This is a genomic window from Vreelandella lionensis (genome assembly GCF_044543515.1).
Classification (GTDB): Bacteria; Pseudomonadota; Gammaproteobacteria; order Pseudomonadales; family Halomonadaceae; genus Vreelandella; species Vreelandella lionensis.
This window is the reverse complement of sequence record NZ_JBITWC010000030.1, coordinates 15,554-42,300: the sequence shown is the minus strand read 5'-3', so window position 1 is coordinate 42,300 and position 26,747 is coordinate 15,554. Positions and strand designations below refer to the sequence as shown.

The following is a 26,747-nucleotide window of genomic DNA, read 5'->3' as shown; positions in this document are numbered from 1 at the left end:
CCGACACGGCACAAGTGATAACTTGTCACCGGTTGAGTATGAAAGGCGTTACTTTAAGAGCCTAACGGGTGTCTAGAATACCCGGGGCGATTCAATGCTAACCAGCGCTAACGTTGATAGTTTATCGAAAGAGACCGTATAGCTTTGCTATCGAGCTGTGTAGACTGGCGAAAAGATCTCTCGATTAGCAAAGGAACCTCATGACTGCTGCAACCTCTGCCTCCGTTTCGCCATTGGTGGTGGGAATAGGCGCCTCTGCTGGCGGGCTCGAAGCTATCTCGAAATTGATTCGTCCGCTTGATCCCGCATTGCCAGTGGCGTATGTAGTGCTGCAGCATGTCTCGCCTACCCATAAGAGTATGCTAGTGGATATTCTTAGTCGTGAAACACGGCTACGGGTAACGCGGCTTGAAAGCCTCCAGCGCCCTGAAGCAGGGGTTATTTATGTAGTACCTGCTAATACCAATGCCACTATAAAAGAGGGCGTGTTTTACACAACACCCGCCTTGCCGCATGTAGTGCCGAAGCCTTCAATCAATGATTTCTTTGTGTCATTAGCCACTGATGCTCATGAGGCCTCGGTGGGTATTGTCCTGTCAGGAACCGGGTCGGATGGCACTGCAGGTTTGCGGGCGATTCTAGCGGCGGGCGGCGTGACCATGGTGCAGACGCCTGAAAGTGCTAAGTATGATGGGATGCCTCAGTCTGCAATAGGCGCAGGAGTTATTGATTACATTTTAAATGTTGAAGAAATGGCGTCACGCTTGGCCAAGCTTGCCCGGCTTGAATGCGCCAGCCTTGAAGGCAATCAGATTGAGGTACCAAGGCGGCTGCTTGAGCTGCTAAAAGAGCGTCGTCAACTGGACTTTTCTGGCTATAAGCAGGGTACCTTAAGCCGACGTATACGCCGTCGTTTGATAGCAACAAATGTTACGGATATGAATCAGTATCTTGCCTTAGCTGAAAGTGAACCTGCTGAACTTGAGCAGTTAGGCCGCGACATTCTCATATCGGTTACCGCCTTTTTTCGTGATACCAGCGCGTTTGAAGCGCTTGAAAAAGCGGTACGCCATATGGTGGAGCAGGTAGACAACACGCCTTTGAGAATCTGGGTGGCGGGTTGTGCAACTGGGGAGGAGGCCTACTCGATTGCGCTAATGATCGCTGAGGCAAAGCGTATTTTAAGCAGCCAAGTGGTTGTACAGATTTTTGCCACTGATATTGATGAAGACGCGCTGGAAATCGCTCGTAGAGGCCGGTATCTCGGCGCAGCCCTAGAGGCGCTGCCCAAGCCTATGCTAGAGCGTTACTTTGTAAAGAATGATCACACCTTTGAAGTCAACAAAATCCTACGCGATATGATTGTGTTTGCTAAACACAATCTTGTTGATGACCCGCCGTTTTTGCGCTTAAACCTGATTACCTGCCGCAACGTATTGATCTATTTCGATCATGAACTTCAGACGAAAGTGCTACAGCGTTTTCATTTTGGGCTGCGAGTCAAGGGTGTTCTCTTTTTGGGGCGCTCCGAGAGTGTTGGTCACTCTGAGACGCTGTTTACCCCACTAGATCGACGTGAGCGCTTATTTACCAAGCAGGGCGAAAGTCGAGAACTCAATGAACATGCTCCGGTTGTCCAGCGGGCCGCCTCGCCCTTAAAACGGCGTGATCGGGATATGCAGCAACTGCTTGATGCGCTAGTGGCCCATATGGGCGCCACCGTTGCACTGTGCGATGCGCGCGGCAATGTTCAGCATACCGCAGGAGATGTGGAGCGCTTTTTACGTTTTCCTGCAGGCCGCACCCAAGTAGGCATTCAGGACGTCATGAGTGCCCCCTTTCGTGGCGAGCTAATGTCCCTGCTTCACCAGTTCCAAAAGCAACGGATACCTCAGCTAGGGCGGCGTCGACGCTATGAGGGAGAGTGGTGGCGTTTGAGTGTGCGGGGGCTCACTGAGCAAGAAGATGACCGACGAATATTGGTAGTATTGTCGCCACTTTTAGAGAGTGAAAAGCCCACCAACGTGCCATTAGACCAGCTCATGGAGCCGCCGCAACTTGATGGTCTTGAGAGCCTTGAGGAGGAGTTGGAGGCTACTCGAGAGCACTTGCAGTCGCTCATTGAAGAGTTGGCGACGGCCAATGAAGAAATGCAGTCACTCAATGAAGAGGCGCAGGCTTCCAATGAGGAATTGCAGGCAACTAACGAAGAGCTAGAGGCTGCCAATGAAGAGTTGCAGGCCACCAATGAGGAGCTAATCAGCCTTAATGAAGAGCTTAATATTAAGACTGGCGAGCTCACTAAGCTAAATGATGAATATGCCTATCTCTATGATGCGCTAGATTTTCCGCTGCTTGTATTCGATAACGAATTTTGTCTCAAACGCTATAACGCTCCAGCGGCGCGCTACTTCAGCGTTCGCCCGACGGCATTACAGCGTCATGTCTCTGGGCTTAGACTGCCTGCTGTCCTTAACGATTTAGAGGACGCGTTGATCCAGGTAGCACATCAGGCAACGCCAGATGAGAACATCCTCGAGCTTGATGGGAGGCTGCTCCAGCGGCTGATTACACCTGGAGTTAATCAACATGGAGATGTTGAATTATTAGTCGTCACTTTAATGGACGTTACCGACCTTAGCCAGGTACAGGCCAAGCTCCGCCAGTCCCAGGCACAGTTGCATGCGCTGATGGAAAGCAGCACGGTGATGATTGCGCTGAAAGATCTTAACGGACGATATACTTTTGCGAATCCCCAGTTTTTGAACACGTTTGGGCTAACCCAGGAGCAGCTCATTGGGCGGAATGTATTTGAGTTATTTCCTGACGCCTATGCAGGTTCAGTGTGGTCGCGGGATCTAGAAGCACTTCGCTATCAGCAGATAGTCAAGGCAGAACACCTGCTACCAAGCGAGGGTGGTGGCTTGCGTATTATGTCGTGTGTACACCAAGTGCTTCGTGATGAACAAGGTCACCCTTACTTGATTCTGACCGAGTCAGAGGATATCACCGCGCGTAAGCACGCTGAGCGGGATATGCAAGTGGCAGCCAAAGTATTTGAGCAGGCTGGAGAAGCGATTGTTGTGATCAATGCCCTGGGTGAGGTGCAATCGGTCAACAACGCTTTTAGTCGCATTACGGGGTTTCTTGCTAGTGAAGTGGAGGGGCAACCTGCACTTCCCCTATTGTACTGTGAAGAAGAGAACCAAGGAGGAGGTCAAACTCCTGAAACTTGCTATGTCTTATGGGATGTCGTGCAGCAACACGGCTATTGGCAGGGTGAGGTCTTCAACAAACGTCGTGATGGGACGCTCTTTTCGCAATGGTTAACGCTTAACATTATTGCACCCGATAGCCATGATGATGCACTTTATGTGGCTGTTTTTTCAGATATTACACATATTAAAGAGTCTCAACGCCAAGCCGAATATCTGGCAACCCATGATGCTCTCACTGGGTTGCCTAATCGCACCTTGTTTCAGGACCGTTTGCAGGTTGTGATTGCTCATGCAAAGCGTAGTGAGCAACTAAGCGCATTGATGTTTCTTGATCTGGATAACTTCAAAAGCATCAACGATACATTAGGGCATGACGTTGGCGACGAACTTTTAATTCAGGTGGCAAGCCGGTTAAAGGAATTAGTGCGCGATATGGATACCGTGGCTCGCCTGGGGGGAGACGAGTTCACGATTATTCTCGTGGATACCACCATCGAAGGCGCGGAGCAGGTTGCCAAGCGCATTGTGGAAGCGCTCTCAAAACCCTTTGATGTTCGTCGACATGCGTTGTTTGTGACTTCCAGCATTGGTTTGGCGTTTTGCCCTGATGATGGTGATGACGTAGCAGGGCTGACCAAAGCAGCTGATACTGCCATGTATCGGGCCAAAGAGAACGGCCGTGACCGTTTTGAGCTGTTCAAGCCCGAGCTTCAAGCACGTTTAATGCGCGATGTAGCCATTGAGCAGGCGCTGCGTGAAGGCATGGAGCACAAACGGTTACGGTTAGTGTACCAACCTAAATTTTCTTGCGTGCCTGAGCCGCGACTCTCTGGCGCGGAAGCGCTATTGCGTTGGAACGACCCGGTCTTGGGCGCAGTGAGTCCCGCCGATTTTATTCCCGTTGCCGAGGCCACTGGGTTGATACTGGAACTCGACCGCTATGTAGCCCTGCTATTGATACGCCAGTTAGCCGCATGGCGAGATGAGGGGCTCAACCCACCGCCTATTGCTATGAATGTCTCAGCGCGTAGTTTTCAGGAAGAGCGGTTTGTGACGCATCTTTTTAATTGCTTGAAGCAATATCGAGTACCGCACTCGCTGGTGCAGGTTGAAATCACCGAAAGTACCTTGGTAGATCGCTCCAGTGCAGCGCTTGGCAACATCGAAAAATTGCGCGAAGCAGGTATCAAGCTAGCGGTAGATGATTTTGGTACCGGCTACTCGTCGCTGGCGTACTTGAAACGCTTGCCCTTGGCAGAATTGAAAATTGATAAAAGTTTTGTTGATGGGTTAGGCGGAAAAGATGAAGGAGATCAAGCGATTGCCCTAGCTATTTTAGGCATGGCAAAAGCACTCGGTATTTGTACTGTTGGCGAAGGGGTCGAGACGCAGGCGCAGCTTACTTGGCTAGTTGAAAACGGCTGCGACTTTGTTCAAGGCTATTTGCTGTCCATACCACTAGCGCTGGCTGATTTTGCCGCTTTAATTTCCGTCAATGGTAGTAATACCGAATACCACCCGCAGGATGCGACTTAATGGACCAACCCCGTGGTTTTATACATCAGTGCGAGCAGGAAGAGCTCCACCTATCTGGGGCTATTCAGCCCCACGGTGCACTGATCATAACCGATTCATCAGGCATCGTTACGCACCTTTCCGCCAACTGTAAAACGCTACTGGACGATGCTGCTGACAGCGTTTCACTTGGCCAGTTTTTGCCAGCGATGCTGCGCGACATTGCCTCGGTGCTGCCTGCGTTACCCCCTGGTGGGCGTTATGTGGGCCAGTGCGATAGCCCACAGCAAGAATTTGATGTGGTGGTCACGCCCAATGAGGGCGGATGGGTGTATGAGCTCTATCCGGTGGAAACTCACCCAGACCCCATGGCGATGCTTAATGGCGTCATTCCAGTGCCAGTAAGCGCGGATGAGCTGGCAGAGCAGTGCCAGTCACTTATAGAGGCACTATTAACGCTGAGTGGTTTTGATCGGGTGCTCTATTACCGCTTCATGCCTGAAGGTGATGGTGAAGTGCTGGCGGAGGCCCGCCGGGAGGGAGTGACAGGAAGCTATCAAGGGCTGCGCTTTCCGGCGAGCGACATTCCCTATATTGCTCGCGAACTTTATCTAAAGAACCCGTGGCGAACTATTCCAGATGCGACTGCTGCGCCAGTACCTATTTTCGCGGCAGAGGCCAATGTAACGCCTGACTTAAGTTATGTCGATTTGCGCAGCGTTTCACCCGTTCACTTGGAATATATGGCCAATATGGGCGTGAGTGGGGCGATTTCTCTACCGATTATTCAAGCGGGAGAGTTGGATGCGTTGATTTCCTGCCACTGTGCACAGCCTCGGCAGCTCACCGTTAGCCAGTTGCAGGCCATGCGTTCGCTAAGTGAGGGATTTAATCTGCGCTTACGTGATTATAAAGCGCGCAGACGCCTGGATGTTATCGATGGTCTTCAGCACTATTTTGACCATGCGAAAGCTGTATTGATGCGCCACGGCGAGCTTGAGAGTGCCTGGGGCGAGCTCAGCGCGTGGTTAATGGATACGTTTGCAGCAGATGGAGTGATGTTGCAAATGGGTGGTGAGTATTATCAGAAAGGGGTTGGTTTGACGCCCAATGTAATGCAGATAGTGGCGCAACAGGCGGCTCAGGCGTCCTCTAATGTATGGATCAGTGATTGCTTGCGGCGTGATTGTAGCGATATGCCATTGAGTGAGGTGGCCGGTGTGGCTCTAATCAGTGATTTGCCATTAGATCAGCACCATTTCGTCAATCTTTACCTATGCCGTGTTGAACATCTTTACGAAGTGGTTTGGGGCGGTAACCCTGATAAGCCCGTTGACTACCGGGAAGGTAGTAGGACGGTTTCGCCAAGACGCTCATTTGAATCCTGGATTGAGCAACGAGTTGGCTATAGCCGACCTTGGTCAGCGAGCACTCGGCTCTATTTGTTGAAGTTACGTACCTTACTGCAGCAGGCGAAAAGTATGCCATGGAGGAATGATGGAGAGTGATTCTTCCGTTACGCTGGCCTACTGGTTAAAACAGGAAACACAAGCAGACCATCATCGGGTGGATCATCATCCAGCATTGAGGGCTCTTCTACGTCCCAACGTGACTATGGCTACCTACGGCGCAGCGCTAGCTTGCTTATATCCTGCCATAGCGGGGCTTGAGAATGCGTTAAGTCAAGCCATAGAGAAGCGCAACAGCCGCTATGCACTGACGCTGCGTGAGCCGCTATTACGTCACGATCTAACGCAGTTAAATCAGCCGTTGCTGCCTGCATGGTGTTTTGCAGTGCCAGCTAGCGTTTATGAAATGGTAGGCATGTTATACGTGCTAGAAGGTTCTCGCCTGGGAGGCGAAGTGATAGGCCGACACGCCAAACGCTGCCTTGGTGAACAGATTCCCTGCCGATTCTTTACCGAGACGCCGCTAACACCCGCCGGGTGGGCGGGTTTTTGGTGCTTTGCCGAGGCCATTTGCCCATCAGGTTCATGGCCCCAGATATTGCGGGGCGCACAGCAAGCGTTTAGTGGTTTTACTAAGGCGTTAACGGACTCTCTGCCAGCGACGACTACGCCTCCGCTAGCCCTAGTGCCCACAGAATAAACGCATCCTGGCGAGCGGTATCGCGCCACGCCTTAAACCTTCCCGATGCGCCGCCGTGGCCGCTGCTCATATCGGTATGTAGCAGAGTAGGTGCAGCCCCTTGCTGTGCCTGACTCACTCGGGCGTAGAATTTGGCGGGTTCCCAGTAGCTAACCCGGGTATCGAACCAACTGCCTTCAATCCACAGGGCGGGGTAATGCTGCTCACGAATATTGTCGATGGGGGAATAACCGGCGATGCGTTCAGCCACATCGGGTGCTTCAGGATTACCCCACTCGGTGTACTCGGCGGTGGTGAGCGGCAGCTCTGGGTTCTGCATGGTGCGCAGCACATCCAGGAAAGGCACATCCAACACCGCCGCGCAGAAGGCCTCCGGCGCACGGTTGATGCAAGTACCCACCAGCAATCCGCCTGCACTGGCACCGCAGGCGACTATCCGCTCAGGCTGGCTGATATGGGTGGCCACAAGCGCTTCACGGGCGGCTAAAAAGTCGTGAAAGCTGTTCTCTTTATGAGCCATCTTGCCTGCTAAGTACCACGGTTCGCCGCGCTCGCCGCCGCCGCGCACATGGGCCACAGCAAAGGCCACGCCGCGCTCCAGTAGCTCTAGGCGGGCAATCGAGAACCAGGGGTCCAGCGCTTCACCGTAAGCACCGTAACCGTATAAGAGGGTGGGCAGTGGCTGGCCTGCCAAATCTGCTCGCATGACCACCGATACCGGGACTTGCTCGCCGTCGTGACTAGTGGCCCATACTCTGCGGCTAACTAACTGTTCAGGCGCCAAGTTGCCGTGAATGGGCACCTGTTTTAACAGCGTGCGTACACCGCTATCGAGGTCTAAGGCATACCAGCTCGGTGGGCGGGTAAACGACTCTTCGCGCAGGTGCAGTGTGCGCGCATTAAAGTGTGGCGAGTCTTCCAGCAGCTGTGAACAGGGCGTTTCGGGCAGGTCAATGTAGCTATCAAGCAGCGTTTGATGGTGACTATCCAGCTCCAAGCGCCGCAGCAGTACCTGCGCATCCTGATGGCTTCGCTCAGCAAGTACCAAGCCCCACTCAAACGCATCAACCCCCTCCAGCGTGGCGTCATCGCGATGCGCAATCAGCGGCTGCCAACTTGCGTTATCGCTTTCGGCGCGCATATCCAGTTGAAAGTGGGGGCCCGTCTGGTTATGTAAGCGATAAAAGACCCCTGGGCGATGATCAATGCTGACTTCCACGCCCGGCTCGCGGGCATGCAGGCAAATGAGGGGTATTTCGGGCTGGTCGGCAGGCAGGGCGAGAACTTCGGTGGTATCTTTTGAACCGCTCTCGATGATCAACCACGCTTTAGAGCGCGTCTTACCCACGCCTACCCAAAATTCTGGGTCTGCCTCGCGTAACACCAGGGCCGGTGTTTGCATGGGCACATGTTCTGCGAACGCGACCCATAGCCGCCATAGGCTGTCAGGGCGCTGGGTATCATCGAAACGGGTAAACAGCAGCGTGGCGCCGTCTGCAGTTTGGTCCTCTGCCCAGCAAACGCTGGGGCCGATATCGCTAAGCAGTTGGCGCGGGGTGCCGTTAGGCAGCGCTTTTAACCAGAGTGTAAAGCGTTCGTCGCCCTGGGTATCTTCGGTCCAGGCGAGCCACTGCTCATCCGGGGAGAGCGCCATATCACCCATATCGTAGAACGGCTGCTCGGCGGCGCGCTCGCGAACGTCAAAAAAACAGCTTTTTTGCTCAGGTTGGCCGTTCGGGTAGCGCCACCAGCAGGGGTAATCATCTTCAGCGCCGGTCTCGCTCCAGAACGTAAAGTAGTCGAGCGCTGTCTCTAGGCTTTTCACCGCCAATTCACGGCGCGCTAAATGCGAGTGGTAGAGGGTGTCCGCCAGGGGCGAGAGCGGTGCAAACCAGTTGGCATGCTGCTGGTTTGCCGCGGTAAGAAAATCGCTGACATCAGCGCTTTCGCGGTCTTCTAACCAGTGCCATTCAGGGTCATCGGCGCGATAATAGCGCGCTACGGGCGAGCCTTCGTGCATACCAGGCTGTGCTTTCATAAATTGATAGGTACCATAACGGGAAATCAACGTCGGGTGCTTCCACCCACATGAGGGGTATTATGCTGTTTGCAGACTCAATGTCACTGCTGTGGTTCAGTTATTACGGTCTTTCGCTGCTGGTGCTGCTAGCGGTTTACTTTGGAATGGCATTTTTGCCGCGTTTGCCACGGCTTATCGTGACATGGGGCGTGGCCGGGGCGATGTGGATGCCAGCCAGCTATCGACTGCCGCTGATTGAAGAGGGTGAGTTTTACAGCGGATGGGCACCTTCTGCCATGGTAGCGGCCGTTGGTTTTTTCGAGCACAGCGCGAGTGCTTTGCGCAATGGGTTGCTCTGGTTAGTGTTGGGTGTTGCCGTCGGTGCTGGGATTGGGATAGTCCTCTGGTGGTGGCGTCGCCCGGCTCGGGTCGATGATACCCCTGCACCTCGCCAAGTGGAGGAGGACCCACAGCCTACTCGCCGCCGCGAACCGGTTATCCGTTAATGCGACTGGCATCAAGGGAGTGGGCCAATGTGTGAGCTATTGGGTATGAGCGCTAATGTGCCCACGGATATCTGCTTTAGCTTTTCCGGCTTTTTACACCGCGGTGGGGGCACCGGCCCTCATCGTGATGGGTGGGGCATCGCCTTTTATGAAGAGGGCGGCTATCGCGAATTTAGAGACCCGCATCCTTCCGTGGACTCACCGATTGCCCGCTTGATCTGTGATTACCCGATTAAGTCCAACGTCGTCATCAGCCATATTCGCCAAGCCAACGTAGGCGGCGTGCGATTGGCCAACACGCACCCCTTTACTCGTGAAATGTGGGGGCGGCCCTGGTGCTATGCCCATAATGGGCAATTAAGTGATTGGCAGGAACTGCCTTTGGGGGTTTACACCCCGGTTGGCAATACCGATAGCGAACACGCGTTTTGCTGGTTAATGGGCGAGTTGCGCCGGGTGTTTCCAACGCCACCGGCTGCCCCAGAAGCGCTTTGGGAAAAGCTCCATGACCTCTGCGAGCAGCTAAGAGGGCTGGGCGTTTTTAATTTACTCCTCTCTGACGGCATCTATCTTTATAGCTACTGCTCGACTAAGTTAGCGCATATCACCCGGCGTGCTCCCTTTGGAGAGGCGGAGCTATCCGATGCGGAGATAACCGTGAACTTCATCGAGCATACGACCCAACACGATATTGTCTCTGTTATTGCCACTGAGCCGCTAACCCAAAACGAGGCGTGGCATCGGATGGTGCCTGGGGAGCTATTGGTATGGCGGGAAGGAGAAATTCACGCTCGATACTGCCCATAGTGTTATCCATTTCTATGGGTTATAAGCTAAAGTTGAAACGTAAGTTTCAATCGATCGTTTTACAGTATCTTGAACGTCGTATATCGTTGGCGTTTAGTCTCTTTAAATAACCTCGCCACAATAACAAGGTCGGTCAAACATCGACACGGATAGCGGAGATTGCCCATGAGCGAACACGCCAGCACCCCCATTTTACGCGGCCCAGCGCTTGAAGGCTTGGAACAGTACAGCTCTATTACGGATGTTTTTCAGTCAGCCGTCTCGCGCTTTACCAGCAAGCCCGCCTTCACCTGCATGGGCAAGACGCTGAGCTTTTCCGACCTTGATCGTCTTTCAGCTGATTTTGCTGCGTGGCTGCAGCATGAAACCGATTTGGTGCCGGGCGACAGAATCGCCATTCAGTTGCCGAACGTACTGCAGTTTCCTGTCGCCGTATTTGGTGCTTTGCGGGCGGGGTTAGTAGTGGTCAACACCAATCCGCTGTACACCGAGCGGGAAATGGCGCATCAGTTTAAAGACTCCAATGCCAAAGCCATTGTGATTCTGGCCAATATGGCCGACAAATTAGAAAAAGTGCTCGATAAAACGGATATCAAGCACGTCTTAGTCACACAGCTTGCTGATCTGCACGATGCGCCTAAACGCTGGTTGATCAACGCGGTGGTGAAGCACGTTAAAAAAATGGTGCCTGCCTATTCGCTTCCGAGTGCCGTCGGTTTCCGAGATGCTCTGAAGAAGGGGGCGTCGCTGAAGCACACCCCCGTCGAGCGCAATATGGATGACCTAGCGGCGCTTCAGTACACCGGCGGCACCACCGGTATGCCCAAAGGTGCCATGCTGACCCACCGGAACCTAGTGGCCAACATGCTCCAGGCGCGCTCAGCGATTGGCGAGCATCTCACGGACGGCGAAGAGCTGGTGATTGCACCGCTGCCCGTGTATCACATCTACACCTTTACTGTTAACTGTCTGTTCTTAATGGAAACTGGCAACCATTCGTTGTTGATCACTAACCCCCGTGACTTGCCTAATTTCGTTAAAGAGCTGAAGGGGCTGCCGTTCACGGGGTTTATCGGTCTCAATACGCTGTTTAACGCGCTGTGCAATCGGGACGATTTCAAGCAGCTCGACTTCTCCAAATTGAAGCTGACCATTTCAGGCGGCATGGCGTTAACCAAAGCGGCGGCACAGCGCTGGGAAGAGACCACCGGCTGCCCAATCGCCGAAGGCTATGGCCTAACGGAAACCTCGCCGATTGTCAGCTTCAACCCTAACGATGCGATTCAACTGGGCACGATTGGTAAGCCGGTTGCGGGCACCTCGGTGAAAGTAGTCGATGCTGATGGTAACGATGTGCCGCTTGGCGAGCCGGGCGAGCTTTGCGTTCAAGGCCCGCAGGTCATGAAAGGGTACTGGCAGCGTGAAGAAGAGACGCGCAACGCCATTGATGAAAACGGCTGGTTCCATACCGGCGATATCGCCGTGCTGCAGGACGATGGCTATATCAAGATCGTTGATCGTAAAAAAGACATGATTCTGGTGTCGGGCTTTAACGTCTACCCCAATGAGGTTGAAGACGTAGTAGCCGCCCACCCCGATGTGCTGGAAGCGGCGGCCGTTGGTGTTGCCGATGAAAACGCGGGTGAAGCCATCAAGCTGTTTGTGGTGTCCAAAAACAGCCAGCTTGACGCTGAAACGCTGCGCGCTTGGTGTAAGAAAGAACTCACCGCATATAAAGTGCCGAAGTACATCGAGTTCCGCGACGAGCTGCCGAAAACCAACGTCGGTAAGGTGCTGCGTCGCCAACTCCGCGACCAGGAAACAACCCATGCGCCGTAAGGGTTGAACACTCGGTCAAGCAGGCGTTAGGCGTCTCGTTCGCGAAAGCGTTACAATGGTCGGCCCACTTACGAGTGGGCCGACGTTTATTCTGAGATGGAACCGAGCCTAACGTGACCACCGACACGCACTCATCCCGCATCGATACCCCACAAGACAACGCCCCCTCGCTTACAGCGCTCACTGAGTCGCTGAGTCACGTTATGCTGCGTGATCAGGAGCGGCTCTCGCGTCGTGTGGCGGGCCTGCGGCGTCGGCAGCGAGATAAGAAGCCGATCGACCGCGGCTTGAACGAGGTGGAGCGAGAAGTCGACAAAGCTAAGCAACTGCTGGCGCAGCGCGAAGCCCTACGCGTGACGCTGGATTACCCGGCAGAGCTGCCGGTGGTAGAGCGCCGTGAGGATATTCTCACTGCGATTCGTGACCACCAGGTGGTGGTGGTGGCGGGGGAAACCGGCTCGGGTAAAACCACTCAGTTGCCCAAGATGTGTCTGGAGCTTGGCCGTGGCCGGAAAGGCCTGATTGGTCATACGCAGCCACGGCGGCTGGCGGCACGCAGTGTCGCGGGGCGGCTGGCGGAAGAGTTGAGCGTGCCGCTAGGCGAGCAGGTGGGCTATCAGGTGCGCTTTAACGACCAAAGCTCGCCGAGCACACTCGTCAAACTGATGACCGATGGCATCCTGCTGGCTGAGACGCAGCACGACCCGCTGCTGCTGCGCTACGACACACTGATTATCGACGAAGCTCACGAGCGCAGCCTCAACATTGATTTCTTACTGGGTTACCTCAAGCGCTTGCTGCAAAAGCGTCCTGATCTGAAAGTCATCATTACCTCCGCAACGATCGACGTAGAGCGCTTTGCGGCCCATTTCGGCTCGCCTAACACGCCTGCGCCGGTGGTCGAGGTGTCAGGCCGCACGTTCCCGGTAGATGTCCACTACCGCCCGCTGGTGCGCAGCGAAGAGGACGAGGATGACCGCACGCTGCAGGAGGGGATTTTGCATGCCGTGCACGAGATCGAAACAATCGAGCGTGAAAAAGGCTGGCTGCATGGCCCCCGCGATGTGCTGGTGTTTCTACCCGGCGAGCGGGAAATCCGTGAAACCGCCGATACGCTGCGCCGCGCGGATTTAAAAGGCACCGAGATTCTGCCGCTGTATGCACGGCTCTCTAATGAGGAGCAGAACCGGGTGTTTGCTCCCCACCGGGGGCGTCGCATCGTACTGGCGACTAACGTGGCTGAAACCTCACTCACCGTGCCGGGAATTCGCTATGTTATCGACCCTGGCCTTGTACGCATTAGCCGCTACAGCTACCGGGCGAAAATCCAGCGGCTGCCCATTGAGCCGGTCAGTCAGGCAAGCGCCAATCAGCGTAAAGGCCGCTGTGGGCGGATTGCGGAAGGCGTTTGTATTCGTCTTTACGACGAAGAGGATTTTCTGTCACGCCCCGCGTTTACCGACCCGGAGATTCAGCGCACCAACCTAGCATCGGTCATTCTTTCAATGCTGGCGCTCAAGCTCGGCAATATTGAAGACTTCCCCTTTGTTGATCCGCCCGATGGCCGCTTTGTCAAAGATGGCTTCCGGCTGCTATTTGAACTGGGCGCAGTGAATGATAAGCAACAGCTTAGCGCCCTGGGGCGTAAGCTGGCGAAACTACCCATTGACCCGCGTTTGGCCCGTATGGTGTTGGCCGGTGCAGAGCGAGGCAGCCTGCGGGACGTGCTGGTCGTGGTCTCTGCGCTGGCGATTCAAGACCCTCGTGACCGGCCCGCCGACAAGCGCCAAGCCGCTGACCAAGCTCACCAGCGCTGGCATGACCCAGACTCCGATTTCGTTGCGCTGCTAAATTTATGGCATGGCATCGAGAATGCTCGTGAAGCGTTATCGGGCAACCAACTGCGCCGCTGGTGCCGTGACCACTATATTAACTACCTGCGCATGCGCGAGTGGCACGATACGTTCCGCCAGTTGCGCCAACTGCTGCGGGATATGGACATTGAGGTACCTGCGCCGCTGCCTCGTGATGAGAGCGAGAGCGAAGAGCAGGCCAAGCAAGCAAGGCGAAAAACGTCGGGCAAGCTGCATCAGGCGCTGCTGTCTGGCCTGCTCTCCAATTTGGGGACGCTGCTTGAGAACCGAGAGTACCTCGGTGCGCGTAACCGCAAGTTCATGATTCACCCAGGCTCTGGGCTGGCGAAGAAAACGCCCAAGTGGGTTATGGCCTTCGAGCTGATTGAAACCACCAAGCTGTTTGCGCGCACCGTTGCCAAGATCGACCCGCAGTGGATCGAGCCACAAGCGCAGCACCTGGTGAAAAGCAGCTACAGCGAGCCTCACTGGGAAATGAAGCGCGCTCAGGTCGTGGCGTTTGAACAGGTCACCCTGTTTGGCCTGCCGATTGTGGCGCGCCGTCGCGTCCATTACGGGCCAATTGCGCCCCAGGAGTCGCGGGAGCTGTTTATTCGTCGTGCGCTGGTGGAAGGCGAGTTCCAAACCAAAGGAGAATTCTTTACCCATAACCGTGCGCTGATCGAAGAGGTAGAGGCGCTAGAAGATCGTGCCCGCCGACGGGATATCTTGGTCGACGAAGAGACGCTGTTCGCCTTCTATGACGAGCGGATACCCACCGATATCGTTAACGGCAAGGGCTTTGAACACTGGCGCAAGCAGGCCGAGCGCCAAGACCCCGCGCTGCTGAAGTTTGATATCGATGCGCTAAAGGCCCGTGATGCTCACGATGTTACTCAGGCGCAGTACCCTGATCACTTAACGCTGTCTGGCGTAGCGTATCCGGTCAGCTACCACTTTGACCCGGACGCCGACGATGATGGTGTGACGCTTACGGTGCCCGCCGCCATGTTGCCGCAGCTGCCTGTGCACGCGTTGGAGTGGCTGGTGCCGGGGCTGTTGCGTGAAAAGTGCATTGCGCTACTAAAATCGCTGCCGAAAAGTATTCGTCGCCAAGTGGTACCCATACCCGACTGGGTCGATGCCGCGCTGGAGATGCTGGTGCCCGATGAGCGGCCGCTCACTGAAGCGCTGGGGGAGTTTATCCGTCGCCGCACTGCTACCCGCGTTCACCCGGATGATTGGCGTCTCGATCTGCTGCCGCCGCACCTCATTATGAACGTGCGGGTCGTTGATCATGCGGGTAAAACGTTGGGCCAAGGACGCGATGTGCGTGCGCTGGAGCGGCGTTTCGAAGAGGCGGCGAGTGCAGGCGCCCAGGCGCTGGCCGATCAGGCAAGCCAAGCGCCCGCCTTGGATGAGTTACCAGAGTCGCCGCTGCCCGAGTCGCGGGTAACGACTCAGGCCGGTATCCGAGTGGAAGCCTACCCAGCACTAATGGCCGAGGCCCATAGCTTTAAAGTGGCGCTTTTTGATCATCCCGCGAAGGCGGCGGCGGTTCACCAGGAAGGCGTGGCACGCTTGGCCATCGCCAAGCGGCCGGAACAGGTCAAAGCCATCAAGCGCTTACCTGGCGTGGAAAAGTGCGCTCTACTCTTTGCTAAAGTGGGTAGTAAACAAGCATTAGTGGATGATTTGCTGCTGGCGGTCTTCACGCAGGTGGTGGCAACACATCCGTTGCCACGCTCTGCCAATGAGCTCACCGAGCGGCTTAAAGCAACCGAAAGTGAGCTGATTCCCTATGCAACATCGTTGCTGACGCGCATTGAAGAGGCGCTTAAAGGGCATCTAGCGGTGACCAAAGTGCTTAAAGGGAAGCTTAACTTTGCCCTAGCGCTCGTTTACAGCGATGTGAGCGCGCAGATGCAGCGCTTGGTTTATCCTGGCTTTATTCGTGACGCAGGGGAGTGGCTTAGCGAGTATCCACGCTATACCGAAGCAGCTCTTATCCGCCTCGAAAAAGCGGCCCGTGAACGCGGCCGTGACCAAATGATGATGCAGAATGTCCAAGCCCTAGAGGCACGTTTTGATGAGCGGCGAAAAAGCAAACGTAGAGGCGCCGCTGAAGACCCTGAACTCGTGGCATTTGGCTGGTGGGTACAAGAATTGCGCGTATCGCTCTTCGCCCAGCAGCTAGGCACTCAGATGCCGGTATCCGTGAAGCGCTTGGAAAAGCGTTGGGAAGAAATTACCAGCGTTTAATGCTACACAAGAAAGCGCTTAGATAGAGTGGGGTGGACAACCTCGCCATACGCTATTTTACTGACGGTTTCGGCTATTTGCCTTGAGGCCGTAATAAGGAGACAGGCATGACCAATGTAGTGATCACCGGTACAGGACTCTATACACCGGAAAACGCCATTGATAACGCGGCGTTGGTCGCTGCTTTTAACGCGTGGGTTGATCTCCATAACGCCCAGCATGCGGATGCCATCGCGCGTGGAGAGCAAGAAGCACTTGCTTATTCCAGCAGTGAATTTATTGAGAAAGCCTCGGGAATTAAAAGTCGCTATGTGCTCGATGCCCAAGGGATCCTTGACCCTGAGCGTATGCGGCCTAAACTGCCTCAACGTCATAATGATGAACCATCTATTCAGTGTGACATGGCGACCCAGGCAGCGCGTCAGGCGCTAGAAACGGCACAGGTCGATGCCGCCGATATTGAGCTGGTGATTGTGGCCTGTTCAAACCTAGAGCGTGCCTACCCGGCGGTCGCGGTAGAAGTACAGCAGGCGTTGGGAACATCGGGTTACGGCTTTGATATGAACGTGGCGTGTAGCTCCGCCACGTTCGCTTTAGAAACAGCGGCCAATGCGATTGCGTCAGGCAGCGTAAAACGCGCGCTGATTGTGAATCCAGAGATTTGCTCTGCGCATTTGAACTTCAGAGATCGTGACAGCCACTTTATTTTCGGCGATGCTTGTACGGCTATGGTACTAGAAAATAGCGATGTTGCCGTGGCCGATGAGCGCTATGAAATTCTGGGAACGCGACTGGTGACGAAGTTTTCTAATGCGATTCGCAATAACGCAGGCTTTTTAAACCGCGTGACCGATAGCGATCCGCAGGCGTTAGATAAGCTGTTCGTTCAGGAAGGGCGCCGCGTTTTTAAAGAGGTGTGCCCTATGGTCGCTAAGCTTATCACTGATCATCTCGCTTCATTAGAGCTGTCGGGGGCGGATTTAACGCGGATGTGGTTACATCAGGCCAACCGTCACATGAACGATTTGATTGCACGTAAAGTACTGGGTGAAGAGCCCAACGAAGCACAGGCACCGATTATTTTAGATCGCTATGCGAATACCAGCTCAGCGGGTTCGATTATCGCTTTCCATCTTCACCGTGAGGCACTGTCGGAAGGGGATATCGGCGTTATTTGCTCGTTTGGGGCGGGGTACAGTGCAGGCAGTGTGGTGCTACGTCGCCAGTAATAGGCCGATGTTGCCTATCACCGGTTATGTTAGGAATAGCGTTCTATGTTGAAAGAGGAAATCGCATGCTGAGGCTGTTGGCACCGCAAAAAGAGGGTCTAAGCACATGGCAGAAGCTGTTGCCTATCGTGTTGCTAGCCACGTTAAGCATGGGAGGGTGTGCCAGTACGGGGTCTTCTCAAGAGGGAGACGCTGCACAAGAGCGTGTAACGGCAGACCCGCAGGATCCGTGGGAAGGTTTCAACCGGCGTGTGTTCGCGTTTAATGATGTGCTGGATCGCTACGCCCTCAAGCCCGTTGCACGAGGGTATAAGGCAGTCACTCCCGAGCCGGTGCAAACTGGGGTTGGCAACTTTTTCTCCAACTTAGGTGAAGTGCGTACCGCGCTCAATAGCCTGCTGCAGGGCAAACCCACCAACGCGGGTTTAGCAACATCACGATTTTTGATCAACTCGACGGTGGGTATTGGCGGCTTGCTTGACTATGCCACGCTCATGGAAATTACCGCGGATAAAGAAGATTTTGGTCAAACCATGGCCGTGTGGGGGTGGGAGGATTCGCGCTATTTAGTGTTACCTCTGCTAGGTCCGCGCACGCTCAGGGATGCCTCTGGCTTGCCAGCCGATTTCGCAGCGCATCCCATTACGTATATGGACGATCACCAGCTACGTGCAGGCCTAACGGCACTCGATATTATTCACCTTCGCGCGGGCTTGTTAGACCAAGAATCGTTGATTTCGGGGGATCGCTATCGGTTTGTCCGCGATGCCTATTTGCAGCGCCGCCAGTTTGAGGTGAATGACGGCGTGCTTGGCGAAGACCCGTTTGCCACAGATGATTTTGACTTCGACGATACCGACTTCGGTGACGACGATTTCGCCGATTGAGGCCTAACATGGATCACGCTAAGCAGTTGATCGCGGTAATCGACGAGCCCGGCCCCGAGCGCGATGCGCTGGCTGAGGCGATTACCTGCGACGGCATGTGGGTGTTTGCTGCAGAGAACATTGACCATCTGCCTAGCGGCACGGCGCTGATTGTGGCCCATGCCCGGGCAGTGCCCCGTCAGCAGTGGTCTCAGTTGACTCACCGGTTGCCAACCCTGGTCGTCAGCGATTCCCGTCAAGATGCAGACTTGATCAAGGCCATTGATGTGGGGCTAGTGGACTACATCGTCCATCCACTGCGACATACCGAACTGCTGCGCCGAATGATTCGTAAGGCGATTGAGCTTCACACCTTGGCCCAAGAGCGTGATCGTGATCGTGAACGTCTCGCTGAACTCAATGAGAGCCTTGAGACCCACCTCGCGCTACTGCGGATGGACCAGCAAAGCGGGGGGCATATTCAGCGGCGTTTGTTGCCAGCGCATCCTAAAGTGATCAACGGCGTTTATTACGACTACTGGTTTGCGCCGTCGCTTTATTTGTCGGGGGATTTTCTCGACTATCAGCGTTATAACGACCGTTTTAGCGCGTTTTATTTTGCCGATGTCTCTGGGCATGGAGCGTCGTCGGCCTTTGTCACGGTGCTGCTGAAGTATCTGTGCAACCGATGGTTAAGCGAGTGGGATGGCCAAGCGCCAGAGCGGCTGCCGCCTGATTGGTTAGCGGCGATGAATCGTGAGCTTCAGGATACCAACATTGGTAAGCATGCCACGTTATTCGTCGGTGTTATTGACCATGAAGCGCATACTCTTCACTATTCGCTCGGCGCACAGCTACCGATGCCGCTGTTGGCGGCTGACGGTAAGCTGGAGCGCTTAACCGGGGAGGGAATGCCGGTAGGCCTTTTCCCAGATGTGGAGTATCCTGCGCTTAGCTGTGCTTTACCGGCCAACTTTCGTTTGTGGCTGTGTTCAGACGGTGTATTGGAATGCTTGCCGGGTAAAACGCTCGACACGCGGCTCACGGAACTTGAGCAACTCGTTAGCGAAAGTGTCACGCTTGAGCAGTTGCGCGATCGGCTAGCCAAAACCAATTCGCTTTTGATAGAGGGCGATGAGGATGATGAGGCGAACCAGGACCGCGATGCTTTACCCGATGACCTGACAATCATGATGGTGAGCGGATTTGGTCATGCTGATTGAAGAGGGCCGCATTAAAGCGGCGTTCAACTCTGGTGTTTTTGTGTTAAAGCTCTGTGGCGATGTGCGGTTAACGCTATGCGCCACGCTAGATACCCAAGCGCAACGTCTTGCTGAAACCCCTGGCCTTCAGGCGGTGATGATTGACCTGCGCGAAGCGACCAATGTCGACTCAACGGCGCTGGGTTTTCTGGCCAAAGTAGCCATGGCGGTTAAAGGGCGGCTGGAACAGCCTCCGACGATTATTGCCGATAACCCCGACGTGCGTCAGATGCTGGACGTCATGGGTTTTGCGCGTTTTTTTACCTTGATGGAAGCGCCATTAAACCAAACTGAGGGGTTAAGTTCTGCATTAGAAGATTTGCCAGAAGTACCGGCAGATGAAGAGGGTTTGCGCGATCGTATTTTAGAAGCTCACCGCATTCTAATGCACATGAATGAGCATAATCGCGAGCAGTTTCAGCCGCTGGTTGAAATGCTTGAATCGCAATCCTCTACCGTTCATAAATAAAACGCCCTCCATCCCTAAAGATAAGAGGGCGCTGCTACGTCGCTGTGAGTATTAATATACTTAGTGTTTGCGTAGCGTGCTGAGTAGCTCTTCAAGCTTGCGCTGGTCGGCCATGAACTTACGAATGCCTTCAGCTAGCTTGTCAGACGCCATTTCATCTTCGTTCATTTCCCAACGAAAATCTGCTTGGGCTAGCGCCTGCTCTGCTGAGCTGCTGGCACCCATGGGCGTTAGCTGGCGGGGAAGGTCGCCCTGTAGTTCATCTAACTCGTTAAGCAGCGCAGGGGATATAGTGAGGCGGTCACAACCTGCCAAGGCTTGTATTTCGCCTACGTTACGGAAGCTGGCTCCCATCACAATCGTTGGATAGCCGTGTCCCTTGTAGTAGTCATAAATACGCTTAACCGATTGTACGCCAGGGTCATTGGCGCCGCTGAAGTCAGCTTCCGGCGAGCGCGCTTTGTGCCAGTCGAGAATACGGCCCACAAACGGTGAAATCAGCGTAGCGCCAGCATCGGCACAGGCCTGTGCCTGAGCAAAGCCAAACAGCAGCGTCAGGTTGGTGCGAATGCCATCGCGCTCAAGCTGGCGGGCCGCTTGAATGCCTTCCCAGGTGGACGCCATTTTAATCAAAATACGCTCAGGGCCGACACCATGCTGGGCATAGCGCTCAATTAGCGAGTGCGCTTTGGCAATGGTGGCATCACGGTCAAACGAGAGGCGGGCGCTGACTTCTGTCGACACATAGCCCGGCACCAGCTTGCTAATCTCGCTGCCAATATCCACCGCGACACGGTCTACCGCGTCGTCGAGATCGGTGCTCTCTTTGGCGATGCTTGCCAAGCGAGCGCGGCGCTCTTCCTGCTGGGCAGCTTGAAGGATGAGAGAGGGGTTGGTAGTTGCATCCTGGGGCTGGAAGCGGCGAATAGCCTCAAGGTCGCCCGTATCAGCAACCACGGTGGTCATTTCTTTTAATTGGCTTAATAGGCTAGTGGCCATGCAATGCTCCTTGGTTGTCCTGTGGGTTACTTTAGCAAGGGCCGCGCGTGACGAACAGACACCGACAAATGAATTGAAATCGATTATGATTAGCGGCCTACCTTTTCGGCGGCACGCGCCGCTTTTTTTATGCCCATTTTAAGGAGGCTTATGGAACTTAATCCTCGTCGGGTGGCTTGGTTGGTGGCCGCCAACACAGCGCTTGCGCCTTTCGCGATTGATGCCTATCTGCCTGCCATCGGCATACTGGCCGAGAGTATTAATGCCAGCATTCACCATACTGAACTCTCGATCAGTATGTTTTTGTTTGGGTTTGCATTGGGCCAGCTCTGCTTTGGGCCGTTATCAGATCGGTTAGGCCGGAAGCCGGTGCTGTTAAGTGGGCTAGTGGTCTTTATGCTGGCCAGCCTAATGATTACCACTGCCGATAGCTTAACGTCGCTACTAGTCTGGCGCTTTATTCAAGCGTTAGGGGGCGGCGCCTGTGTGGTGAACTCGGCCGCCATCGTGCGTGACTGTTTCAGCGGTCGTGAGGCGGCTAAGGTGATGTCCACCATGGCCATGATCATGATGCTAGCCCCGCTGGTGGCACCGGCGGTGGGTAGCCTGCTGCTTCACATTGCTGGCTGGTGGCTCATCTTTGTTTTCCTGGCTGTTTATGCCGGTTTCTTACTTTGGCTGTTAGGTACGCGCCTACCTGAAACCCGCGATACCAACTTGCCTGCGGCCTCGCCTCGGCAAGTGATCCGCAACTATGCAAGCGTGCTGCGCCATAAAGAGGGCATGGGCTATATCTGTGCGGTAGCCGCTTCGTTTGCCGGGCTATTTGCCTTTGTGACCGCATCGCCATTTTTATACTTGGACTATTTTTCGCTTTCGCCAAGCGTCTACCCACTGGTGTTTGGGGTGAACGTAGTGGTGATTGCTCTCTCCAACCGCGTCAATATTCACTTGCTGCGCAAGCGCACGCCACAGCAGAACCTGCGCTTAGGTCTGGCTGTTCAACTGGTGGCCGCCCTGGGTCTTGTGTTGGCCACGGCACTTAACGTGGCGTCGCTCTATGTGGTGGTGCCACTGGTGATGATGTTTACGGGCATGATTGGCCTGATTACGCCCAACGCCATCTCTTCATTGTTGGATCATTTTGGCCATATAAGTGCCACCGCGACAGCGCTGTTGGGTGGCATACAGTTTAGCTGTGGGGCGCTGGCAGGTGTCTTAGTAGGGCTGTTCCAGGTTGAGCACTTATGGCCCATGGTGCTGACCATGCTAGGTGCTGCCCTGCTGGGTAATATCGGTGTGAGAATGCTAACCCAAGCCCCAAAGGCGGATGACGCGTTGTAATGGATAGCCTGCTGCAGTGGTTAGAGATGCCCTTGGATAGCTGGCTAGCCTGCGCAGCTGTACTGCTGTTAGGTGCCTTTGTACAGCGGGCCACGGGCTTTGGCTTGGCGGTGGTAGGTGCGCCACTGCTGTTGATGATAGAGCCACGGCTGGTGCCGGTGATTTTGGTGCTGTTTGGTTTCACCGTCTCTTTGATGATGGTGCGCCGTTACTGGCATGAGGTGAGGTTAAGGGAAATAGGCGTTGCCCTGATTGGACGCTTACCGGGTAACGGATTGGGCATTTGGCTGTTGCTGGCAGCGCCGATGGTTGTGCTGGAAAAGTTAATTGCCGCCATCGTGCTATTTGCTGTGCTGGTCACGGTATGCCGCTTCGAACTGCCGGTGAACCGCTTCACGCTATTTGTGGCGGGTATTCTCTCCGGCGCTTTTGGGACGGTGGCGGCCATCGGCGGGCCGCCCATTGTGCTACTGATGCATGGTTTTTCACCTGACCGCATGCGCGGCAACTTAGCAGCCTTTTTTGTCCTGACCTCTCTATTAACCCTGCTGACGCTGGCGCTGGCAGGGCAGATCAGCGTTTGGCACTTCAAGCTGGCGCTTACCTTTCTTCCTGCTGTCTTACTGGGCAATGCACTGGCCGATACCATCGCCCATCGATTGGATAAACAACTGCTGCAGCGCTTGTCATTGGGGTTATGCACCCTCGCAGCGCTTGGCTTACTGCTATAGGCGAAGCAGCCGAACAAAAAGTTTGGCTGTTTTTTTCGATGTCATAAAGATGTCATCGAAGCAGTGCAAAGTACGTCATGCGAAGGCCAGAACCCTACATCGACAGGAGTATTTCGCATGAACCGTATTCTAAAAACCACCGTTATCGCGGCGGCTGTAATGAGCGTTGCCGGTGTGGCACAAGCACGTGACCAGATTCGTATCGTCGGCTCCAGTACTGTTTATCCGTTCGCCAGCTACGTTACTGAAGAGTTTGGCGCGCTGACCAACTACCCGACGCCGGTTATCGAGTCTACAGGTTCTGGCGGTGGTATTCGTCTGTTCTGTAACGGTGTTGGCGAAGGTACGCCGGACATCACCAACGCGTCTCGTCGCATGAAGCTTTCTGAGCTTGAGCGTTGCGAAGAGAACGGTGTAACTGATATCACCGAAGCGAAAATCGGTTCTGACGGTATCGTTCTGGGCTTAGCCGCTACTAACGAACCGATCGACCTGACGCTTGAGCAAATCTTCCTGGCGGTAGCTGCACAGGTGCCGGTAGACGGCGAGCTGGTAGAAAACCCCTACACCAACTGGAGCGACATCGACGCTTCTCTGCCGGATCGCGCCATCTCTATCTATGGCCCGCCCAGCACTTCTGGTACCCGCGACGCGTTCGAAGAGCTGGTCATGGAAGCCGCTTCTTCCGAGATGGATATCTATGGTGAAGAAGGTTACACCGACATTCGTACCGACGGCGTTTATATCGACGCGGGTGAGAACGACAACCTGATCGTTCAGCGTCTGGCGGAAGACACTGGCGCCTTCGGTATTTTCGGTTACTCCTTCCTGGTCGAAAACCCGGACACCATCATGGGTGCGACCATTGGCGGTGTTGAGCCTGAAGTAGAAGCTATTAGCTCTGGTGAGTACCCGGTTGCTCGTTCACTGTGGTTCTACCTGAAGAACCAGCACGCTGACGAAGTACCGCCGATGTACGAATATGCCAACATGTTCATGGAAGATCAGATGATCGGTGACGATGGTTACCTGATCGACCTCGGCCTGATTCCGCTGCCGGAATCAGAGCGTGAGCAATCGCGTCAGAAAGTGGCTGACCGCACCAAGCTGGTGGCGGCTGACCTGAAATAATCGCTAGCACATAGCGAGTACATGGCCGGTAGCGAATGCTGCCGGCCATTTGTTTTGGGGTGTGCTGCCTTTGTCATATTGCTGTCATGTTTTTAATCCAAAGTAGCAGCCAACACGATTTCATTAGGTGATGCGAGAGAAATTCGATGCAAACTAACCAGCTACTTTTACTCTTTTGCACAGTGCTCTTGCTGCTTGGGCTAGTGGCCTTTTTTGTAGGTCGAGCGAAGGCTGCGCGAGTGCGTGCTTCTGGCACGGCGATGTATGCACAGCCTGATCAGTATGCGTGGTTTGCTGTTCTCTCAACGGCAGGGCCTGCGGTGCTGGTGGGGGCGCTGGGTTCACTGCTGCTACTGTTGTTAGGAGCGGATATTCCGCCCATGTATTTGCTGGCAGCGAGTTTAGTGGTCGCTGCGGCTGGTTTGGCAGTTGGTGTGGCTCAAGTGAAGCCACATTTTCATGCTCGTCAGGCCATTGAACGGGTGATTCGTTGGGTGCTGACCGGCGCGGCGATGATCTCGATCTTCACTACCTTCGGTATTCTTTTTTCGATCATTTCAGAGGCGCTGCGTTTTTTCCAAATGCACAGCTTCTGGGACTTCATTACTGGCACTACTTGGAACCCCGGGGCTAGCTTCCTAGCCGCCGCCGGACGCGGTGACGGTAGCAGCGCTGAATTTGGCTCGGTACCGTTGTTCGCGGGTACCTTCATGATCACTGCCATTGCGCTGTTGGTGGCAGTGCCTATCGGCTTGCTGTCAGCTGTTTATATGTCCGAGTATGCTCCTCAGCGGGTGCGTACGATCGCTAAGCCAGTGCTCGAGGTGTTGGCAGGTATTCCCACGGTGGTTTACGGCTTCTTCGCCGCCATTACCGTTGCACCTATCATCGTCAACATCGCCGGCTTTTTTGGCCTGGATGCCTCTTATAACAACGCCGTTGCCCCTGGCATCGTGATGGGCATCATGATCATCCCGTTTATCTCGTCGCTCTCTGATGACGTGATTAACTCTGTGCCTGACAGCATGCGTCAAGGCTCGCTGGCACTAGGGATGACGAAAGGTGAAACCATCCGTGACGTGGTCGTACCTGCGGCGCTGCCCGGTATTATCTCTGCCGCACTGCTGGGCATGTCCCGAGCGCTGGGCGAGACCATGATTGTGGTGATGGCGGCCGGTATGCGCCCGAACCTAACGGCCAACCCGCTAGAAGATATGACCACCGTGACCGTACGCATTGTGGCATCGCTGACTGGCGACCAAGAGTTCGAGAGTGCCGAAACGCTCTCTGCATTCGCGCTGGGTCTTGTGCTGTTTGTCGTGACCCTGACGCTCAACCTGGTATCTGTGTTAATGATTCGCCGCTTCCGCGAAAAATACCGCGTGAACAACCTGTAACGCCGAGGAACTGATTCGATGAGCCACTCTTTTGACGAGATCAGCCAGCAGCTTAAGCGGCGTCACCGTAAGTCGGCACGCCTGAAGTGGGCCTCCATGGGCGCGCTGGGCTTAGCAGGACTATTTTTAGTGCTGTTCTTTGCTGACATGCTGAGCAAAGGCCTACCTGCTTTTCAGCAGGCTTATATCAATACCGAAGTTCGCTACACTGAAGAAGCGAGCCGCGATGGCCGCCAAGCGTTTGATGAGGATTTGATACCACTTATTAGCCGCACGGTGGTACGCGTTATTCCGCTACAGCTGCGCAACAACCCAGAAATGATCGGCACTTCTGAGCAGCGCTGGATGCTAGCCACCAGCGAAGTGGACCAGTACCTGAAAGGGCATCGTAACCGCCTGAGCGATGAAGAAAAGACCGAAATTGATGAGCGCGTTGCTGCAGGTCAGGTTGATTTGCGTTTCAACAAAACGTTCTTCGGTTCGGGAGATTCGAAAATCGCCGAGAACGCCGGTATTTTGTCGGCGGTAGTCGGTACCATCATGACCATGATCGTGACGCTGCTGATCTCTTTCCCCATCGGCGTGATGACGGCTATTTATCTGGAAGAGTTTGCCCCGGATAACCGTTTTACCCAGATTATTGAGATCAATATCAACAACCTGGCAGCGATTCCATCGATTCTGTTTGGTTTGCTGGGTCTGGCGATTTTCATCAACTTCTTCGGCGTGCCGCGCTCATCACCGTTGGCAGGTGGTATGACGCTGGCGCTGATGACGCTTCCGGTCATCATTATTGCCACCCGTACCGCTCTGCGTAGCGTGCCGGATTCCATTCGCCACGCGGCATTTGGTGTAGGCTGCTCGCGCTGGCAAGTGGTGCGCGACCACGTTCTGCCGCTGGCGATGCCCGGTATCATGACAGGCTCGATTATCGGCCTGGCCCAGGCGATGGGTGAAACCGCACCGCTGATCATCGTAGGCATGGTGGCCTTTATTCCGGATGTGGGCGCTTCCTTTACTCAGGCAGCAACTGTTATGCCTGCACAGATCTTTACCTGGTCAGGTGAGCCGGAACAGGCTTTTGTTGAAAAAACCGCTGGTGGCATCCTAGTGCTACTGTCTGTGCTGATTTCGCTCAACGCCTTTGCCGTTGTGCTACGCAAGAAATTCGAGCGTCGCTGGTAAGCCGG

18 protein-coding genes are annotated in these 26,747 nt (G+C 54.6%); 16 read left to right on the top strand and 2 right to left on the bottom strand.

Annotated features, from left to right (window positions below; translation table 11 throughout):
* Positions 1–200: 200 nt before the first annotated feature.
* From ACIGG6_RS16315 to ACIGG6_RS16305, 3 genes are read left to right on the top strand one after another with little or no spacing between them, the layout of a single operon-like run.
* Entirely contained in the window at positions 201–4,754 is a 4,554-nt protein-coding gene (locus tag ACIGG6_RS16315; RefSeq protein WP_399845894.1) for an EAL domain-containing protein, read from the top strand.
* Positions 4,754–6,241 (top strand): GAF domain-containing protein, encoded by a 1,488-nt coding sequence (locus ACIGG6_RS16310; protein WP_399845892.1) that lies wholly within the window; start codon positions 4,754–4,756, stop codon positions 6,239–6,241. Before ACIGG6_RS16315 ends, ACIGG6_RS16310 begins: the two co-directional genes overlap by 1 nt.
* Positions 6,231–6,842 carry a biliverdin-producing heme oxygenase gene (locus ACIGG6_RS16305; RefSeq protein ID WP_399845888.1) on the top strand — a complete coding sequence of 204 codons (612 nt, stop codon included), beginning with the start codon at positions 6,231–6,233 and terminating at the stop codon, positions 6,840–6,842. Before ACIGG6_RS16310 ends, ACIGG6_RS16305 begins: the two co-directional genes overlap by 11 nt.
* On the opposite strand, the gene ACIGG6_RS16300 is transcribed toward ACIGG6_RS16305, so the two are convergent.
* Entirely contained in the window at positions 6,808–8,880 is a 2,073-nt protein-coding gene (locus ACIGG6_RS16300) for a S9 family peptidase (protein WP_399845885.1), read from the bottom strand. The two genes, ACIGG6_RS16305 and ACIGG6_RS16300, sit on opposite strands and share 35 nt — an antisense overlap.
* 62 nt (positions 8,881–8,942) lie before the next feature.
* Between ACIGG6_RS16300 and ACIGG6_RS16295 the strand changes: the two genes are divergently transcribed.
* The 8 genes from ACIGG6_RS16295 to ACIGG6_RS16260 all read left to right on the top strand — a co-directional run bounded on the left by ACIGG6_RS16295 (position 8,943) and on the right by ACIGG6_RS16260 (position 19,955).
* Entirely contained in the window at positions 8,943–9,368 is a 426-nt protein-coding gene (locus tag ACIGG6_RS16295; RefSeq protein WP_399845884.1) for a hypothetical protein, read from the top strand.
* 27 nt (positions 9,369–9,395) lie between these two features.
* On the top strand, positions 9,396–10,175 hold the full coding sequence (locus ACIGG6_RS16290) for a class II glutamine amidotransferase (RefSeq protein ID WP_399845881.1): 780 nt from the start codon (positions 9,396–9,398) through the stop codon (positions 10,173–10,175).
* Positions 10,176–10,340: 165 nt separating this feature from the next.
* Positions 10,341–12,014: an AMP-binding protein gene (locus ACIGG6_RS16285; protein ID WP_399845879.1), complete on the top strand. Its 1,674-nt coding sequence runs from the start codon at positions 10,341–10,343 to the stop codon at positions 12,012–12,014.
* A gap of 203 nt (positions 12,015–12,217) precedes the next feature.
* Positions 12,218–16,129 carry an ATP-dependent RNA helicase HrpA gene (gene hrpA, locus ACIGG6_RS16280; RefSeq protein ID WP_399845900.1) on the top strand — a complete coding sequence of 1,304 codons (3,912 nt, stop codon included), beginning with the start codon at positions 12,218–12,220 and terminating at the stop codon, positions 16,127–16,129.
* A 107-nt stretch (positions 16,130–16,236) separates the two neighbouring features.
* Entirely contained in the window at positions 16,237–17,358 is a 1,122-nt protein-coding gene (locus ACIGG6_RS16275) for a beta-ketoacyl-ACP synthase III (RefSeq protein ID WP_399845877.1), read from the top strand.
* A 65-nt stretch (positions 17,359–17,423) separates the two neighbouring features.
* Positions 17,424–18,245, top strand: coding sequence for a VacJ family lipoprotein (locus tag ACIGG6_RS16270; RefSeq protein ID WP_399845875.1), 822 nt, complete (start codon positions 17,424–17,426; stop codon positions 18,243–18,245).
* 8 nt (positions 18,246–18,253) lie between these two features.
* Positions 18,254–19,447: a PP2C family protein-serine/threonine phosphatase gene (locus ACIGG6_RS16265; RefSeq protein ID WP_399845873.1), complete on the top strand. Its 1,194-nt coding sequence runs from the start codon at positions 18,254–18,256 to the stop codon at positions 19,445–19,447.
* Positions 19,437–19,955 (top strand): STAS domain-containing protein, encoded by a 519-nt coding sequence (locus ACIGG6_RS16260; RefSeq protein WP_083024539.1) that lies wholly within the window; start codon positions 19,437–19,439, stop codon positions 19,953–19,955. Before ACIGG6_RS16265 ends, ACIGG6_RS16260 begins: the two co-directional genes overlap by 11 nt.
* A 60-nt stretch (positions 19,956–20,015) precedes the next feature.
* Here the strand turns inward: ACIGG6_RS16260 and tal are convergent, their stop codons facing one another.
* Complete coding sequence (tal, locus tag ACIGG6_RS16255; RefSeq protein ID WP_399845872.1) at positions 20,016–20,954, bottom strand: transaldolase; 939 nt, start codon at positions 20,952–20,954, stop codon at positions 20,016–20,018.
* A 150-nt stretch (positions 20,955–21,104) separates the two neighbouring features.
* Here tal and ACIGG6_RS16250 point away from each other — a divergent pair, with 150 nt between their 5' ends.
* The 5 genes from ACIGG6_RS16250 to pstA all read left to right on the top strand — a co-directional run bounded on the left by ACIGG6_RS16250 (position 21,105) and on the right by pstA (position 26,742).
* On the top strand, positions 21,105–22,298 hold the full coding sequence (locus tag ACIGG6_RS16250) for a multidrug effflux MFS transporter (RefSeq protein WP_399845871.1): 1,194 nt from the start codon (positions 21,105–21,107) through the stop codon (positions 22,296–22,298).
* Positions 22,298–23,029, top strand: a complete 732-nt coding sequence (locus ACIGG6_RS16245) for a sulfite exporter TauE/SafE family protein (protein WP_399845869.1) — start codon at positions 22,298–22,300, stop codon at positions 23,027–23,029. Before ACIGG6_RS16250 ends, ACIGG6_RS16245 begins: the two co-directional genes overlap by 1 nt.
* A gap of 117 nt (positions 23,030–23,146) precedes the next feature.
* The gene (locus tag ACIGG6_RS16240) at positions 23,147–24,160 is read left to right on the top strand and encodes a substrate-binding domain-containing protein (protein ID WP_399845866.1); all 1,014 of its coding nucleotides are present in this window, start codon (positions 23,147–23,149) and stop codon (positions 24,158–24,160) included.
* Between the two features lie 146 nt (positions 24,161–24,306).
* Positions 24,307–25,557, top strand: coding sequence for a phosphate ABC transporter permease subunit PstC (gene pstC, locus ACIGG6_RS16235; protein WP_399845865.1), 1,251 nt, complete (start codon positions 24,307–24,309; stop codon positions 25,555–25,557).
* 18 nt (positions 25,558–25,575) lie between these two features.
* Positions 25,576–26,742 (top strand): phosphate ABC transporter permease PstA, encoded by a 1,167-nt coding sequence (gene pstA, locus ACIGG6_RS16230; protein ID WP_399845862.1) that lies wholly within the window; start codon positions 25,576–25,578, stop codon positions 26,740–26,742.
* Positions 26,743–26,747: the final 5 nt, after the last annotated feature.